The organism is Streptomyces sp. NPDC050264, assembly GCF_040655895.1.
Lineage (GTDB): Bacteria > Actinomycetota > Actinomycetes > Streptomycetales > Streptomycetaceae > Streptomyces.
Genome location: NZ_JBFAKV010000008.1, coordinates 88374 through 103685, shown reverse-complemented (window position 1 = coordinate 103685; position 15312 = coordinate 88374). Strand labels below are relative to the sequence as shown.

12 protein-coding genes are annotated in these 15312 nt (G+C 72.3%); 2 read left to right on the top strand and 10 right to left on the bottom strand.

The window, feature by feature from the left end; translation table 11 throughout:
• Positions 1-66: 66 nt before the first annotated feature.
• The gene (locus AB0J02_RS16435) at positions 67-2037 is read left to right on the top strand and encodes an amino acid transporter (protein WP_363194342.1); all 1971 of its coding nucleotides are present in this window, start codon (positions 67-69) and stop codon (positions 2035-2037) included.
• Between the two features lie 17 nt (positions 2038-2054).
• Here AB0J02_RS16435 and AB0J02_RS16430 read toward each other — a convergent pair whose 3' ends face one another.
• Entirely contained in the window at positions 2055-2993 is a 939-nt protein-coding gene (locus AB0J02_RS16430) for an arabinan endo-1,5-alpha-L-arabinosidase (RefSeq protein ID WP_363194558.1), read from the bottom strand.
• A gap of 278 nt (positions 2994-3271) precedes the next feature.
• On the opposite strand from AB0J02_RS16430, the gene AB0J02_RS16425 reads away from it, so the two are divergent.
• Positions 3272-3679 (top strand): CoA-binding protein, encoded by a 408-nt coding sequence (locus AB0J02_RS16425; RefSeq protein WP_363194341.1) that lies wholly within the window; start codon positions 3272-3274, stop codon positions 3677-3679.
• 39 nt (positions 3680-3718) lie between these two features.
• Here the strand turns inward: AB0J02_RS16425 and AB0J02_RS16420 are convergent, their stop codons facing one another.
• The 9 genes from AB0J02_RS16420 to AB0J02_RS16380 form a co-directional block, all read right to left on the bottom strand.
• A complete protein-coding gene (locus AB0J02_RS16420) occupies positions 3719-4609 on the bottom strand; it encodes an NAD(P)-dependent oxidoreductase (protein ID WP_363194340.1) in 891 nt (296 codons plus the stop codon).
• Positions 4610-4706: 97 nt separating this feature from the next.
• Positions 4707-5549 carry a methyltransferase domain-containing protein gene (locus tag AB0J02_RS16415; protein WP_363194339.1) on the bottom strand — a complete coding sequence of 281 codons (843 nt, stop codon included), beginning with the start codon at positions 5547-5549 and terminating at the stop codon, positions 4707-4709.
• Positions 5550-5631: 82 nt separating this feature from the next.
• Entirely contained in the window at positions 5632-9552 is a 3921-nt protein-coding gene (locus AB0J02_RS16410) for an amino acid adenylation domain-containing protein (RefSeq protein ID WP_363194338.1), read from the bottom strand.
• Entirely contained in the window at positions 9549-9782 is a 234-nt protein-coding gene (locus AB0J02_RS16405; RefSeq protein ID WP_363194337.1) for a phosphopantetheine-binding protein, read from the bottom strand. Before AB0J02_RS16405 ends, AB0J02_RS16410 begins: the two co-directional genes overlap by 4 nt.
• A complete protein-coding gene (locus AB0J02_RS16400) occupies positions 9779-10420 on the bottom strand; it encodes an isochorismatase family protein (RefSeq protein WP_363194336.1) in 642 nt (213 codons plus the stop codon). The genes AB0J02_RS16405 and AB0J02_RS16400 overlap by 4 nt, the downstream gene beginning before the upstream one ends.
• A 23-nt stretch (positions 10421-10443) precedes the next feature.
• Positions 10444-12075 (bottom strand): (2,3-dihydroxybenzoyl)adenylate synthase, encoded by a 1632-nt coding sequence (locus AB0J02_RS16395; protein ID WP_363194335.1) that lies wholly within the window; start codon positions 12073-12075, stop codon positions 10444-10446.
• Entirely contained in the window at positions 12072-13271 is a 1200-nt protein-coding gene (locus AB0J02_RS16390) for an isochorismate synthase (protein WP_363194334.1), read from the bottom strand. Before AB0J02_RS16390 ends, AB0J02_RS16395 begins: the two co-directional genes overlap by 4 nt.
• A gap of 222 nt (positions 13272-13493) precedes the next feature.
• The gene (locus AB0J02_RS16385; protein ID WP_363194557.1) at positions 13494-14312 is read right to left on the bottom strand and encodes a 2,3-dihydro-2,3-dihydroxybenzoate dehydrogenase; all 819 of its coding nucleotides are present in this window, start codon (positions 14310-14312) and stop codon (positions 13494-13496) included.
• The gene (locus AB0J02_RS16380; protein ID WP_363194333.1) at positions 14312-15304 is read right to left on the bottom strand and encodes an ABC transporter substrate-binding protein; all 993 of its coding nucleotides are present in this window, start codon (positions 15302-15304) and stop codon (positions 14312-14314) included. The genes AB0J02_RS16385 and AB0J02_RS16380 overlap by 1 nt, the downstream gene beginning before the upstream one ends.
• Positions 15305-15312 lie beyond the last annotated feature (8 nt).

The following is a 15312-nucleotide window of genomic DNA, read 5'->3' as shown; positions in this document are numbered from 1 at the left end:
CCGTCCGAACAATCCGAACAACGAGCCGTCCAGCTCGCCCGGCCGTCCGACAGGAAGCATCCCCACATGACCGGCACCCCGGCCGAGAGCCCGGCCGCCGCACCCGCACCCGCGCACCGCTGGCGCAGCTGGCTGCTGGAGGGTCTGTCCGAGCGGACGGCCCAGCACCAGGGGCCGCACGGGCACGTTCCGGCGGAGCACCAGGGCCACACGTGGTGGCGGGTGATGTGTCTGACCGGTGTGGACTACTTCTCCACGCTCGGCTACCAGCCCGGCATCGCGGCGCTCGCCGCGGGTCTGCTGTCGCCGCTGGCGACGCTGGTGCTGATCGCGCTCACTCTGCTGGGCGCGCTGCCGGTGTACCGCAGGGTCGCCAAGGAGTCGCCGCACGGCGAGGGTTCGATCGCCATGCTGGAGCGCCTCCTCCCCTGGTGGGCGGGGAAGCTGTTCGTACTCGTCCTGTTGGGCTTCGCGGCCACGGACTTCATGATCACCATGACCCTTTCGGCGGCGGACGCGGCGGCCCACGTCGTGGAGAACCCGTTCGCGCCCGCGTCCCTGCAAGGCGCCAACACCTGGATCACGCTGGTGCTGCTCGCGGCGCTCGGCGCGGTCTTCCTCAAGGGGTTCCAGGAGGCGATCCGGGTCGCGGTGGTGCTCGTCGCCGCGTATCTCACGCTGAATGTAGTCGTCCTGGTCACGGCCGCGGTCCATGTCCTGACCGAGCCGGTCAAGATCGGCAACTGGTGGGACGCGATGACGGCCGAGCACTCCTCGCCGTTCGTGATGGTCGGCGTCGCGCTGCTCGTCTTCCCGAAGCTGGCGCTCGGCATGTCCGGCTTCGAGACCGGCGTGGCGGTGATGCCCCAGGTGCGGGGCGGCGCCGAGGACACGTACGCGAAACCGACGGTGCGCATCCGCGACACCCGCAAACTGCTCACCACGGCCGCGCTGATCATGAGCGGTTTTCTGCTGCTGTCGAGTCTGGCCACGACGATCCTGATCCCGCAGGACGCGTTCGAGTCGGGCGGTCCGGCGAACGGGCGGGCGCTCGCCTACCTCGCTCACACGTATCTGGGTGAGGGTTTCGGCACCGTCTACGACGTCTCGACGATCTGCATCCTGTGGTTCGCGGGCGCCTCCGCCATGGCGGGCCTGCTCAACCTGGTCCCCCGCTACCTGCCGCGCTACGGCATGGCCCCGGAGTGGACGCGGGCCGTGCGGCCCCTGGTGCTGACGTTCATGGCGGCGGCGGTCGCCATCACCCTGTGGTTCAACGCGAACGTCGACGACCAGTCCGGCGCGTACGCCACCGGTGTCCTGGTGCTGATGCTGTCGGCGTCGTTCGCCTCGACCGTCGCCGTGCACCGGCGCGGCCGCCGCCGGGCCGCGCTCGGCTTCGGCGCGATCACCGTGGTCTTCGCCTACACGCTCGTCACGAACGTCGTGGAACGCCCCGACGGCATCAAGATCGCCGCGATCTTCATCGTGGCGATCCTGGTCTCCTCCTTCGCGTCCCGGGTGCACCGCGCCTTCGAACTGCGCGCGGGCGCGGTCACCTTCGACGACGCGGCCGTACGGATCATCGACGAGGCGGCGGCGCGGGGCCCGCTGCGGATCATCGCGAACGAGCCGCAGGAGCACACCACCGCCGAGTACCGCGACAAAGAGCACTGCCAGCGCGAGGACACGCACATCCCCGAGGGCCGCCCGGTGATCTTCCTGGAGGTCTTCATCCAGGACTCCTCGGACTTCACCGAGGACCTGACCGTGCACGGTGACGAGAAGCACGGGGTGCGCCGCCTGCGCGTGCACGGCCCCGGCGTCCCGAACACCGTGGCCGCGGTCCTGATGAACCTGCGCGACCGTACGGGCCAGGTCCCGCACGCGTACTTCAACTGGACCGAGGGCCACCCCGTCAGCCACCTGCTGCGCTTCCTCGTCTTCGGCGACGGCGAGGTGGCCCCGGTCACGCGGGAGGTGCTGCGCCGCGCGGAGCCCGATCCGCAGCGGCGGCCGCGCGTGCACGTCGGCTGAGCGCCTCTGTTTGAGCGTCAGTACGCGACGGGCCAACCACTGCTCCAGTCAAGGAGGTTGACCCCGAGCTTCGGGGTGCCGTTGTCGTTGCCGTCGTAGTAGTGGTAGACGATCAGATCGCCGTCGGAGTCGTTCATGATGGACTGCCCGCCCGGCCCGATGACGCTGCCGTGCGACTCCAGGACCGGGGTGCCGCCGTTGTTCGTCAGGGCGACGCCGCTCTTGTCGTAGTACGGCCCGGTGACACCGCTCGCGCGGCCGACCTTCACCTTGTACGTGGAGGAGGTGCCGGAGCAGCACACGTCGTACGAGGCGAACAGGTAGTAGTAGCTGCCGTGTTTGACGATGTACGGCGCCTCGACAGCCTTGGTCCCGGTCGGCCGGGAGGCGAGCGAGCGGCGGGCGGTGTCGCCCGCGTACTGCTTGCCGGTGGACGGGTCGATCCGGATCATCTTGATTCCCGTCCACCAACTCCCGAACGAAAGCCACCACTTGCCGTCGCTGTCGACGAAGAGGTTCGGGTCGATGGCGTTGTAGTCGCTCGACGTGGTGGAGGTGTAGACGACGCCGTAGTCGGTCCACGAGCCGGGCAGCCCGGTACTCGAACCGGCCAGGCCGATCGCGGACTTGTTGGAGCCGAACGTCGAAACGGCGTAGTACATCAGGTACTTGCCGCCGTGGTACGAGATGTCGGGCGCCCACGCCTCGGTCGCGTACGACGACCACCAGGACGGCTTGCCGCCGAAGGCGTCGGCGCCGGCCGTGAACGCGATCCGGTCGCTCGACGTACGGAACCCGAGCCCGCCGCCGGTCGCGTACAGCAGGTACTTCCCCGCCGAGGTACGGATCATGGTCGGGTCGTGCACGACGGTGGCACCGGTGACGCGCCCCGGGTTCGGGTACGCGGACGCGGTCGACGGGATCAGAGCGAGGACCAGGGCCGCCGGGACGGCCATCAGGGCGGTTCTGGTGCGACGGGAGATGCGGATGGGGCTGCGGTCGGAGATGCGATCGAAAATGCGGCTCACGCGGGCTCCTTGACGCGTCGGGGACGGACACGACCGTCAGCCCTGTCCGACATACCGAACAGCGGTCGTGACTTCGGACGGACCGTAGAATCGAACCCTTGTTGCGTCAATGGTTTGCGCCCACGCCGTCCGACAGGAATCCGCGATGTCCCGCGAAGGTTGACCGCAGAGCAGGCAGTTACGTGTCACATCGGTAGGGAGTCAGCATGTACGCCGATCCAGGCATCATCCGGAAGATCCTCACGGAGTCCGGCGACACGTGGGCGGTGGTCGGTCTGTCGTCGAACCGGGCACGCGCCGCGTACGGCGTCGCCGAGGTCCTGCAGCGCTTCGGCAAACGGATCGTCCCCGTGCACCCGAAGGCCGAGACGGTGCACGGGGAGCAGGGCTATCCCTCGCTCGACGCCGTCCCCTTCCCGGTCGACGTGGTCGACGTCTTCGTCAACAGCGACCTCGCGGGCCCCGTCGCCGACGAGTCCGTGACCATCGGCGCCAAGGCCGTCTGGTTCCAGCTCGGGGTCATCGACGAGGAGGCGTACGAGCGCACTCGGGCGGCGGGCCTGGACATGGTGATGGACCGGTGCCCGGCGATCGAGATTCCGCGGCTGGGCTGACGCCGCCGACCCCGCTCAGAACACGGCGTCGGCGGCTCCTCAGCGGTCCGCGTCCTCCTCGAACGACGCGAAGTACGCGGCGGCCATGTCCTGCGCGCCGTGGCCCTGGTCCGCGGCGCGGGCGAGGCGGGCCGCGCTCGCTTCGGCGACGTCGAGGCGGACGCCGTGCTGTCGGCCGGCCTCGACGATGAGGCGGGCGTCCTTCACCGCTGTGTCCACCGCGAACTGGGCGGGGGTGAGGCGGTCCTCCAGGACGAGGCCCGCCTTGAGCCGCAGGTAGGGGAGGTCGAGGCCGCCGCCCGCGATGGCGTCGAAGAAGTTCTGCGGGTCCACGTCGAGCGCCTTGGACAGGGCGAGCACCTCGCCTGCCGCGTTCGTGGCGGCCAGGACCCAGCTGTTGGCCACCAGTTTCAGCCGGGTCGCGGAGCCGGCCGCGCCGTCCTCTCCGGTCCACACGGTGCGGGTGCCGACGGCGTCCAGGACCGGGGTCACGGCGTCGCGGTACGCGCTCGGGCCCGCGGCGAGGACGAGCAGCTCTCCGGCCTCGGCGGGCTGGCGGGTGCCGAGCACCGGCGCGTCGAAGAGGACCAGGTCGTGGGCGGTCGCGAAGTCGGCCAGGTCGCTCAGCCCGTCCAGGCCCGCGGTGGTCGACTGCAGCCAGGCGGCGCCGGGCCGCAAGCTCTCGGCGGCCTGCCGCATGACGTCCAGGGCGGCGGGCCCGTCGTAGAGCATCGTCACGACGACGTCGGCGTCCGCCACGGCCTCGGCCGGGGTGTCGACGACGTGTACGCCGTCGGCGGTCAGGTGTTCGGCCTTGTCACGGCTGCGGTTCCAGGCGCGGACGGTGTGCCCGGCCCGCGCGATGTTCCGGGCCATCGCCGCGCCCATGATTCCGGTGCCCAGGACACTCACGGTCAGCTGGTCGCTCATGACGTCGTCAACTCCTTCGGTATGTGCAGGTCGAGCTTAGGCGTGTGCGGCCCCGAGCACGCCGTCGATCCGGCCGGGCCTGGTGTCGGCGGCCTCTTCACTCAAGGACGCGGGCCGGCCGGAGTTCCGTCATGTGCCGCTTGGTGATCCGGCCGCCGTGCCGTCCGTCGACGAGTCCTGCGAGGGACTCGTACAGGCCGGCGCGGGCCACGGGTGCGAGGTCGCGGTGGCCGGAGTAGGTGGAGAGCAGGTCGAGGTACTGCTGTGTGGTGTACGTCGCGTCCCATTCGTAGCGCCGGAAGACGGCCGGTTCGAAGCGGCCGGAGGTCACCAACTCCTCCTCGTCCTGGGGGATTTCGGAGGCCGGTCGCAGGGTGATGTCGGGCGGGGTCGTCGGGTCGAAGTGCTCGTAGCAGCGCTGGGACGCGGCGAAGAACGGTTCCGTGCCGCCCTTGATGTGGTGGGTCGACACCGTGGCGAGGCTCCCGCCGGGACGCAGCGCGGCGGCGGCCTTGGCCACGCGGACCCGCGGCGCGATCCAGTGCCAGGACGTCGCCGCGAGCACCAGGTCGAACGGCAGCGGCGGCAGCGGCCACGTCTCGAACTCCGCCACGACGACCTCCGCGTCCGGGTGGCCCGCGAGCCGGCGCCGGGCCACCGCCGCCATCGCGCGGCCCAGTTCCACCGCGACGATCCGGCAGCCCCGCCCGGCGAGCGGCACGGTCGCCTTTCCCGTACCGGCGCCCACTTCGAGGACCCGGCAGCCTGGCCCGGCCCCCGCGAGGTCCGCCAGGTCGTCGTACACGCGCGGCGGATAGCCCGGCCGCATGCGGTCGTAGAGCCCGGCGTCCTCGGTGAAGGTACGGCGCAGCCGCTCACGCTCCTGATCGGACGGGTCGGACTGATCGGTCTCAGCGGCGACTCCGCTCGGTTCGGTCATCCCCGACACGCTACGGGCACGCGGCTCCGTCCGGAGAGGAACCCGCGCCCCGGGCCGGGTCCCCCTCGCTCCCGGCGAGCTCTCAGTCGGCGAGTTCGCTGAGCCCGTCCAGGCGGTCGGACAGCGCCTTCGCGATCACCTCCACGTGTTCGTCCCGCAGCAACTCCGGGTGCGTGCACGGCAGATCGTGGTTGGTCACGTCACCGGTCACGTGCGGGCGCCATGCCTCGCGGGTCAGCCAGTTCTCCGGGCGGGGCGCCGCCGCCGTGAAGAACAGGACGTCGCCCTCGTAACGCCGGTGGGTGTGGGCGCGCATCAGGCGTGCGTGGTTCGGGACGATGTCGACGATCCGGGAGAGCGTGGCGTCGGTGAGGCCCGCCAGGGGGCTGCCCGCCCTGCGGAGGGTGGCGAGGACGTCGTCGCGGGTGCGTTCGGTGCCGCGTTCGAAGCCCGCCATGCGCAGGACCGCGGTGAGCGCGTCGCCCTCCTCCGGTGCCGGGCGCTCGCGCCACTGTTCCGCGGGGAAGGCGTCGAGGAGGGCGAGGAAGTCGACCCGCTCCCCCGCTTCCTGGAGCAGGACGGCGACGGTGTGGGCGAGGATGCCGCCGACGGACCAGCCGAGCAGCCGGTAGGGGCCGTGCGGGCGGAGTGCGCGGATGCGGGTCACGTAGTCGGCGGCCTGTTCCCACAGGGTGGCCGGGAGCGGCCCGTCCGCCGTCAGGCCGCGGGCCTGGATGCCGTGGACCGGCTGGTCCCGGTCGAGGCGCGCGGTGAGTCCGGCGTAGCACCAGGAGATGCCGCCGGCCGGGTGGATCGCGAACAGGGGTGGGCGGTCGCCTTGTGGGCGCAGCGGCAGGAGTACGTCCAGGGCGTCGCCCGAGACGGGGGCCGCGGAGCCGATGCGGGTGGCGAGCGCGGCCGGGGTCGGGGCCTCGAAGAGGGAGCCGATGGTCAGTTCCGCGCCGAGTTCCTCGCGGATCCGGGCGACGAGGCGTACCGCGAGGAGCGAGGTTCCGCCGAGGTCGAAGAATGCGTCGTCCGGACCGGCCTGTGCGACGCCGAGGACCTCGGCGAAGAGGCGGGTCAGGGTGGCTTCGCGGGGGCTCGTGGGGCGTTCGGCGGTGCCGCTGCCCGCGAAGACCGGGGCGGGCAGTGCGCCGCGGTCCAGCTTGCCGTTGGGGGTCAGCGGGAAGGCCGGCAGGGGCACGATCGCCGAGGGGACCATGTGTTCGGGGAGTTCGCGGGCGAGGGCCGCGCGGATCGCGGCGGGCTCGGCGTCGCCGGTGACATAGCCGATGAGGCGGTCGTCGCGGACCAGTGCGCAGGCGCCGTCGACTCCGTCCCGCGCCGCCAACGCCGCCTCGATCTCGCCGAGTTCGATGCGCTGGCCGCGCAGTTTCACCTGGTGGTCGGTGCGGCCGAGGTACTCGACCTCACCGCGGTCGGTCCAGCGTGCCAGGTCTCCGGTGCGGTACATGCGGCTGCCGGGCGCGCCGAACGGGTCGGCGACGAAGCGCTCGGCAGTCAGCTCGTCGCGGTTCAGATAGCCGTCCGCCAACTGCCTTCCTGCCAGGTGGAGTTCGCCGACGACGCCCGGGGGGCACGGTTGTCCGGCCGGGTCGAGGACGTACAGGCGGGTGTTCCAGACGGGGCGCCCGATGGGCACGGGGCCCGTGCCGTCCGGTTCGCACGCGTGGTAGGTGACGTCGACGGCGGCCTCGGTCGGCCCGTACAGGTTGTGCAGCCCGACGCCGGGCAGCGCCCGGGCGAACGCGCTCGCCGTCTCGCGCGCCAGCGCCTCCCCGCTGCAGAACACGCGGCGCAGCGCACCGCCGCACGCGGCGAGCGACGGGGCATCCGCCTCGGCGAGGAACACCTGGAGCATCGACGGCACGAAGTGGCAGGTGGTCACGGTCTGTTCGCGGATGACGCGGGCCAGATAGGCCGGGTCCTTGTGGCCTCCCGGCTCGGCCACGACGAGGGTCGCGCCCTGCCGCAGCGGCCAGAAGAACTCCCATACGGACACGTCGAACGACGACGGCGTCTTCTGCAGGACCCGGTCGTCCGCCCCGATCGGGTACGCGTGCTGCATCCAGCGCAGCCGGTTGTCGATCGCCGAGTGCGGCACGACGACCCCCTTGGGGCGGCCGGTCGAGCCCGAGGTGTAGATGACGTACGCGGGATGCGCGGGGGTGAGCGCGCGGGCCGGGTCGACCGTGGCGTACGAGGAGACGTCGAGGCCGTCGAGGACCACGAGCGGCGTGCCCGCGTCGGCCGGCAGGCGCCCGGCGCGGTCGGTGACGGCGCAGACGGGCCGGGCGTCGCGGAGCATGTAGGTGAGGCGCTGCTCGGGGTAGTCCGGGTCGAGCGGCAGATACGCGGCGCCGGACTTGAGTACGGCGAGGAGGGCCACGATCAGCTCGACGGAGCGCGGCACGGAGACCGCCACGACCTCACCCGGCCGGGCGCCGAGGCTCTGCAGGTGGCGTGCCAACTGGTTGGCGCGGGAGTCGAGTTCGGCGTACGTCAAGGAGGTGTCGCCGTACACGAGGGCCACCGCGTCCGGGGTGCGGGCGGCCTGCGCGCCGATCGGGCCGATGAGGGTCGTCGGCGGCAGGGCGCGTTCCGTGCGGTTGAACTCGTCGAGGACCAGCGAGAGTTCGGCCGGTGTCGCGATGGTGTGGGTGTCGAGCGGGACGTCGGGCGGGGTCTGCGCGAGGCGGTGCAGGAGGTCGACGAATCGTGCCTGGTGGGCGGCGAGGTCGGCGTCCTCGTAGAGCGCGGGGTTGCCGTCGTGGTCGATGCGCAGGCCGCGGCCGTCGGCGCGGTCGTAGATGTTGACGGTGAGGTCGTCGACCGGGCCGGCGGAGAGGTTGTGGGCCCGGGCGGGGGCGCCCGCGAAGTCGGTGGCGTAGTCGAAGGGCATGATGTTCACGAGGGGGCCGACGAGGCCGCGCTGCTCACCGAGCAGGCCCAGATCGCGGCGGATGTCCTCGTAGCGATAGCGCTGATGGCGCCTCACTTCCCGTACGCCGTGCACGACTTGGCGGACGAGCTGGGCGAAGGTCGCTCCCGGCTCGACGGTCAGGCGCAGGGGCAGCACGTTCATGACCATGCCGGGGACGCGCAGCGCGACCGAGCCCATGCGGCCCATCATCGGAAGGCCGAGGACGACGTCGGCGCGGCCGGTGGCGCGGGCCGTGTACAGGGCCTGGGCGGCGATGAGCACGTCGGGCCAGGTGGCGCGGGTCTCCGCGGCGAGTTCGCGCAGCCGCTCCGTCGTCTCCGGCGGCAGCTGTGCGGTACGGCGGCGGAACGTGTGTGACGGCAGCGCGCCGCGACCGGCGAGGCGCGGTGCCTCCGGGCGGTCCGCGAACGCGGCGCCCCAGTGCGCGCGGTCGGCTTCGAAGGCGTCCGACGCCCGGTACCCGGCGTCGAGCGCGAGCAGGTCGGCGAGGGTCGCGAAGGGGCGCGGGCCGGGGTCCTCGCCGCGCGAAAGCGCCGTGTGGACCTCGGCGGTGCGGCGGACGAGGAGGGAGTGGCCGAAGCCGTCGATGACGAGGTGGTGGACGCGCTGGTACCAGAGCCAGCGCCGCTCCCCCACCCGGAAGAGGGCGTGCGCGAACAGGGGTCCTGCCGCCAGGTCGCAGGGCCGGGCGAGGTCCTCGCGCATCCAGGCGACGGCTTCGTCCACGCTCAGGTCCCGGCGCACGGTGAGCGGCAACTCGACGGCTGCGCAGACCCGTTGGCGCGGTCCGTCGGGGGTGTCCTCGACGCGGACGCGCAGGGCGTCGGCCTCGGTGACGACGTGGCGCAGCGCGGCGGCGAACACGTCTGGATCGATCTCCCCGTCGATCTCCAGGTACTCGGCGGTGTTCTGCGCGGGGCTGAGCGGGTCGAGGGCCTGCGCGAACCACATGCCCGACTGGGCGGCGGTGAGCGGCAGGACGCAGTCCCGCGCGGCCGTGGTGTCCCCGCGTTCCTGGCTGGTCAGCACGGTCACGAGGCGGCCACCCCGAGCAGCGTGGCCCAGGCGTCGACGGCGGGCTTCTCGGCGAGGTCGACGAAGGAGGCGTCGACGCCGTGGTCGCGGCGCCAGCGTTCCAGGAGGGTCATGATGCGGACGGAGTCGAGTCCGTAGTCGACGAGGTTCTCGTCGACGGGGATGTCGGCGGGGTCCTCGCCGAGGCAGTCGGCGACGTCGGTGCGGATCTGTTCCACGGTGAGGGTCATGCGGCCCGTACCTCCTCGATGAGCGCGTCGGTGGTGGTGACGACGGCGCAGCGGCCTGCGGCCCAGCGCAGGGCCATGTCGTGGTCGTCACGGGTGAAGTCGGCGACCGCGTCGGCGACGACGAACGCCTGGATGTCCCGCATCCACGCGTCGGCGGCGCTGATGAGCACACCGATATGGGCGTAGACGCCGACGATGACCAGTTGGTCGCGGCCCGACTCCCGCATCAGCGAGTCGAGTTCGGTGCGGACGAACGCGCTGTACTTCCATTTGGTGAGGACCGTGTCGCCGTCCTCGGGGGCGACGGCACGCGGCATGGCGAGCGCCTCGGGGTCGTCGGCGACGCCGGGCCCCCAGAAGTCGAGCTGCAGCCCGCGCTCCTCGGGTGTCTGGCCGCCGCGCTGCGCGGAGTAGTAGACGGGGATGCCCAGCCCGCGGCTCGTCTTCAGGAGCCGGGCGGTGTTGTCGAGCATGCCGGTCAACGGCTCTTCGTTCTGCGGGTACTTGGTGAGGAAGTGGTGCTGCAGGTCGTGGACGAGCAGCACGGCGCGCGCGGGGTCCACGGTCCAGGCGACGCGGTTGGCCGGCAGTTCGTCCGGGCGCGGCAGGGGGTAGGCGGCGATGGCGGGCAGGGCCATGGTGGGGAACCTTTCGGGACTGCTCAGTGCTGCTCGGCGGCGGACCGCTGCTGCTTCTTGCTGACCTTGCCGATGCCGGTCTGCGGGAAGGCATCGACGAACTGGACGAGATCGGGCACCTTGTACGCGGCCACGCCACGCTCCCGCACGAACCGCTTCACGGCGACAGGCTTCAAGGGTTCGGCGTCCGGGCGCAGGATGACGTACGCCAGCGAGCGCTCGCCGAGATACGCGTCGGGGACGGCGACGAGGGAGACGTCGTGGACGGCGGGGTGGGCGAGGATGATGTTCTCGATCTCCTCCGGGGCGATCTTCTCGCCGCCGCGGTTGATCTGATCCTTGGCCCGGCCCTCGACGACGAGGTGGCCGGTGGGGGTGCGGCGCACGATGTCGCCGGTCCGGTAGAAGCCGTCCGCGGTGAAGGAGCGGGCGTTGTGCTCGGGCGCCTTCCAGTAGCCGCGGATGGTGTACGGGCCACGGGTCAGCAGGTGCCCGAACGCGCCCTCGGCGACGTCCCGGTCCGCGTCGTCGACCACGCGGATCTCGTCGGCCGGGGAGATCGGCAGGCCCTGCGTGGTGACGACGGTCTCCGGGTCGTCGTCCAGGCGCGTGTAGTTGACGAGTCCCTCTGCCATCCCGAAGACCTGCATGAGCTTGCAGCCGAGCGCGGGTTCGAGGCGCCGGGCGGCCGCCTCGCTGTACTTGGCGCCGCCGACCAGGATCAGGTCCAGGGAGCTCAGGTCGTAGCGGGTGTCGGGTGCGGCCTGCGTCCACACGAGGGCGAGCGGCGGGACGAGCCCGGTCATCGTGACGCGCTCCTCGGCGACGACCGGGAACGCCGTGTCGGGGTCGGTGCCCGGCGACATCACCACGGTGCCGCCCGCGTAGAGCACACCGAGCCAACCCGGGCTGCTCATGGGGAAGTTGTGGGCGGCGGGCAGCACGACGAGGAAGCGGGTGCCGGCGTCGACCCCGCAGATCTCGTTCGAGCCCCACAGCGAGTACAGGTAGTCGTCGTGGGTGCGCGGGATCAGCTTCGGGCGGCCGGTGGTGCCCCCGGACAGCTGGAGGAAGGCCAGCTCGTGGGGTGCGGGTCCGGCGATGTCCACCGGGTCGCGGTCCACGTCGGCCAGCGCCGTGTGCTCCCCCGGATCGCCGACCACGAAGACGTGCTCCAGGCTCGGGGTGTCCTTCTTGACCCGGGTCGCGAGGTCGCGGTGGTCGAAGCCCGCGTGCCGGTCCGGGATGACGTACGCGACGGCCTCGGCGAACGAGCAGAAGTACGCGATCTCCGTGTCGCGGTGCGCGGGCAGCGCGTACACCGGCAGCGCGCCGATGCGGAACAGGGCGAAGACGACCTCGATGAACTCGCCGATGTTCGGGAGCTGGACGACGACGCGGTCACCCTTGCGGATGCCGCGCTCGGCGAACCCGGCGGCCAACCGGTCGGCCCGCTCGTCGAGTTGACGGTACGTCCAGGTACGGCGGCTCGGCGCCGGGTCGACGAGGGCGATCCGGTCCGGGTGCGCCCCGGCGCGTTCGCGCAGGACGCCGCCGAAGGTCTCGCCGCGCCAGTACCCGGCCGCCCGGTAGCGCTCGGCGAACTCGGCGGGCCAGGTCGGCGCGTCCGCGCCCGGAGTCGTGGCGGCGGTCACAGGGTGGCTCCCACGGCGTTCAGGAACGTACGGAACTTGGCGCCGGTCTCGGCGGTCTCCGCCTCGGGCGACGACGCGGCGACGACGCCGGCTCCGGCGAAAAGGCGCAGCAGGCCGCCCTCGGCCTCGGCGCAGCGGATGGTGACGACCCACTCGCCGTCGCCGTCCGCGTCCTGCCAGCCGACCATGCCGGTGTAGGCGCCGCGGTCGAACGGCTCGGATTCCGCTATGACTTGGCGGGCCAGGTCCGTCGGGGTGCCGCAGACGGCGGGGGTCGGATGCAGGGCGGACGCGAGGTCGAGCGCGGTGGTGGTGCCGGGGTCGGCGAGCTCGCCGGTGACCGTGGTCGACAGGTGCCACATCGCGGCCGTCCGTACGAGGGTGGGGCGCTCGGGGACGTCGAGGCGGGTGCAGAACGGGGCGAGGGCCGCGCGCACGGCGGCCACGACGACGGCGTGTTCGTGCAGGTCCTTCGGCGATTCCAGGAGGGCAGCGGCGCGCCGGACGTCCTCGGCGAGGTCGGCGCTGCGGGGCGCGGAGCCGGCCAGCGGATTGGCGGTGAGGGTCGATCCGTCCCGGGCGACGAGGAGTTCGGGGCTCGCGCCGACCAGAGTGCGGCCGGGGCCGCTGGGCACGGCGAACGTGTAGCCGGCCGGATCGCGGCGGGCCAGGCGGCGCAGCATCGCGGGCAGATCGGGGGCGCTGGGGCCGGTCAGTTCGAGGGTGCGGGCGAGGACGACCTTGTCGAACTCCCCGGCCCGCATACGGGCGACGGCGGCGGCGACCGCGGCGCCGTACTCCTTCGCGGCGGGCACCTCCCGCACCTGCCAGTCGGCGGCGTCCTCGGGGGGCGGCACGGGCAGCGCGATCAGCGGGTCCTCCCGCAGCGGCGGCGCCCAGCGCACTCTCTCCGGGACGGCGAGGGCGGGCGCGGCGGCGGGGTCGAACGGCAGGGCGCCCATCACGACGGGGCCGGCCTGGCCCGCGCGGCGGCGTGCGTCGAGGAGTTCCCGTACGCGCTCGCCCAACGGGCGGCTGTCATAAGGGAGTTCGGCGGCGGTGCCATGGCCCAGGAGCGTGCGGTGCGGGGTCGCGAGGAACCGGTCGGCGGCCGGGCGGTAGTCGTCGAGGAGGGCGGTCGCGGTGCCGGTCACCTCCGGTGGGGTCGTGACGGGTTCGTGGACGGACGTGGTCATCGTTGCCTCCTGTGTGTGTGGGGGGGGTGGGGTCGTGGGGGTGGGGCGGCCACTTCGCCGTGGCAGGTGGGTTGTTCGGCGGGTGCGGGTGCGTGGGGCTTCTCGCGCGGTTCCCCGCGCCCCTGAAGGCCGCGGCTTCGCCGCTTGCCTCCATCGATGAAGAGGGCGCACGCACCCGCACCCGCCGAACAACCGCACCCGGCACACGAGAAGGCGCGCCCGCTACCCGCGGAGCGTCGCGCCCCCGTCGACGTACAGGTCGTGGAGCGTGATGTGCCGGGCGCGGTCGGAGGCGAGGAAGGCGACGGACTCGGCGATGTCGGCCGGGTCGGCGATGCGGCCGAGCGGGATGCCGGTGCGGTGGGCGGTGAGGTCGCCGTCGATGACGGAGCGCCGGGCCGCCTCGATGTCGGCGCCCGACTCCTCCCACATGCCGCGCTGCATGTCGGTGAGGGTCGAGCCGGGGCAGACGGTGTTGCAGCGCACGCCCTGCGCGGCGACTTCGAGGCCGAGGCACTTGGTGAACATCGCGGTGGCGGCCTTCGACGCGGCGTACGCGGCCATGCCCGCGCGGGGGATGCCGGCCGCGTTGGAGGCGACGGTGACGATGCTGCCCGCGCCGCGTGCGCTCATCCGGCGGGCGACGGAGCGGCAGACGTGGAAGACGCCGTTCGTGTTGACCGCGAAGGTCGCGGCCCAGTCCTCGTCGCTGAGGTCGATCGCGGGTGAACTGCGCAGGATCCCGGCGACGTTGACGGCGATGGAGAGGGGGCCGAGGGTGGACTCGGCGTCCGCGACGAGGGCTTCGACGGCTGCCGCGTCGGTGACGTCGAGCGGGCGGGCGGTCACCTGGCCGCCGTCGTACTGTGCCGCGACCTTCTCGACCGCGACGGCGTCGAGGTCGGTGGCCAGGACGCGGGCGCCGCGCCCGGCGAGCGCGGCGACCACCGCCTCGCCGATCCCGCGGCCCGCCCCCGTGACGAGGGCGAGCCGGCCGGTCAGTTCTCCCGTGGCGCTGTCGGCTTGTACCTGGCCGGATATCACTTGGCGAGCGCCCCCTTGAGGTCGTCGAGGACGACCTGCGCGGAGAGCGGGCCGCCGGCGCTGTTCCACGCGGAGCCCTGGATGACGACGACGTGCTTGTTCTTCTCCGCCTTCAGCTTGCTGAAGTTGGTGACCTTCTGGGCCTCGGCGTACGCCTTCTCGCCGTCGGCCTTGTCGCCGAGCGTGCCGAAGAACAGCCAGTCGCCGTCGATGGTGTCGAGCTTCTCCAGGGAGACCGGCTCGCTGTGTCCGGTGCTCGCGCCCTGCTGGTCCTCGGGCCGGGTCGTGCCGAGCGCCTGGAGGGTGGAGGCGACGACGCCGTCGCCCTTGCCGACGACCGAGGGCGCGCCGTCCTGCCAGCGGATCACGGAGACGGACTTGCCGGCGTTGGCTCCGAGCTGCTTCTTGACGTCGGCGACCTGGGTGCCGAAGTCCGTCAGCCACTTCTCGGCGTCGGCCTTCTTGTTGAGGGCGTCGGCGGTGTCGGTGAAGGACTTCTTCCAGTCCTCGTTGAGCTTGGCGGTGACGACGGTCGGCGCTATCTCCTGGAGCTTGTCGACGGTCTTCTTCGCGCCGGTCGTCTCGTCGAGCAGGATCAGGTCGGGCTGCAGCGCGGCGAGCTTCTCCATGTCGGCCTCGGCGACGGTGGCGACGACCTCGGCCTTGGTCGCCTTGTCGGCGAGGTACGTGGACACCCCCTTCTGGCCGCGGCCCGCGGTCACACCGACCGGCTCCACACCGAGGGCGAGCGCGGCGTCGGTGGTCGGCTCGCTGAGTGTGACGACCTTCTTCGGGTCGCCGGGCACCTTGACCTTGCGGCCCTGGGCGTCGGTGATCTGGCGTGTGGTGGCCGCCGCCTTCTCCTTGCCGCCGCCGCTGTCGCTGTCGTCGCCGCTGTCGCTGCCGCACCCGCTGAGGAGCAGGGCTCCCGTGACGGCGGCGGTGCAGGACAGCAGGGCTGCGCGGCGGGAGGTTCTGTTGGAGGACATGTGCGTGA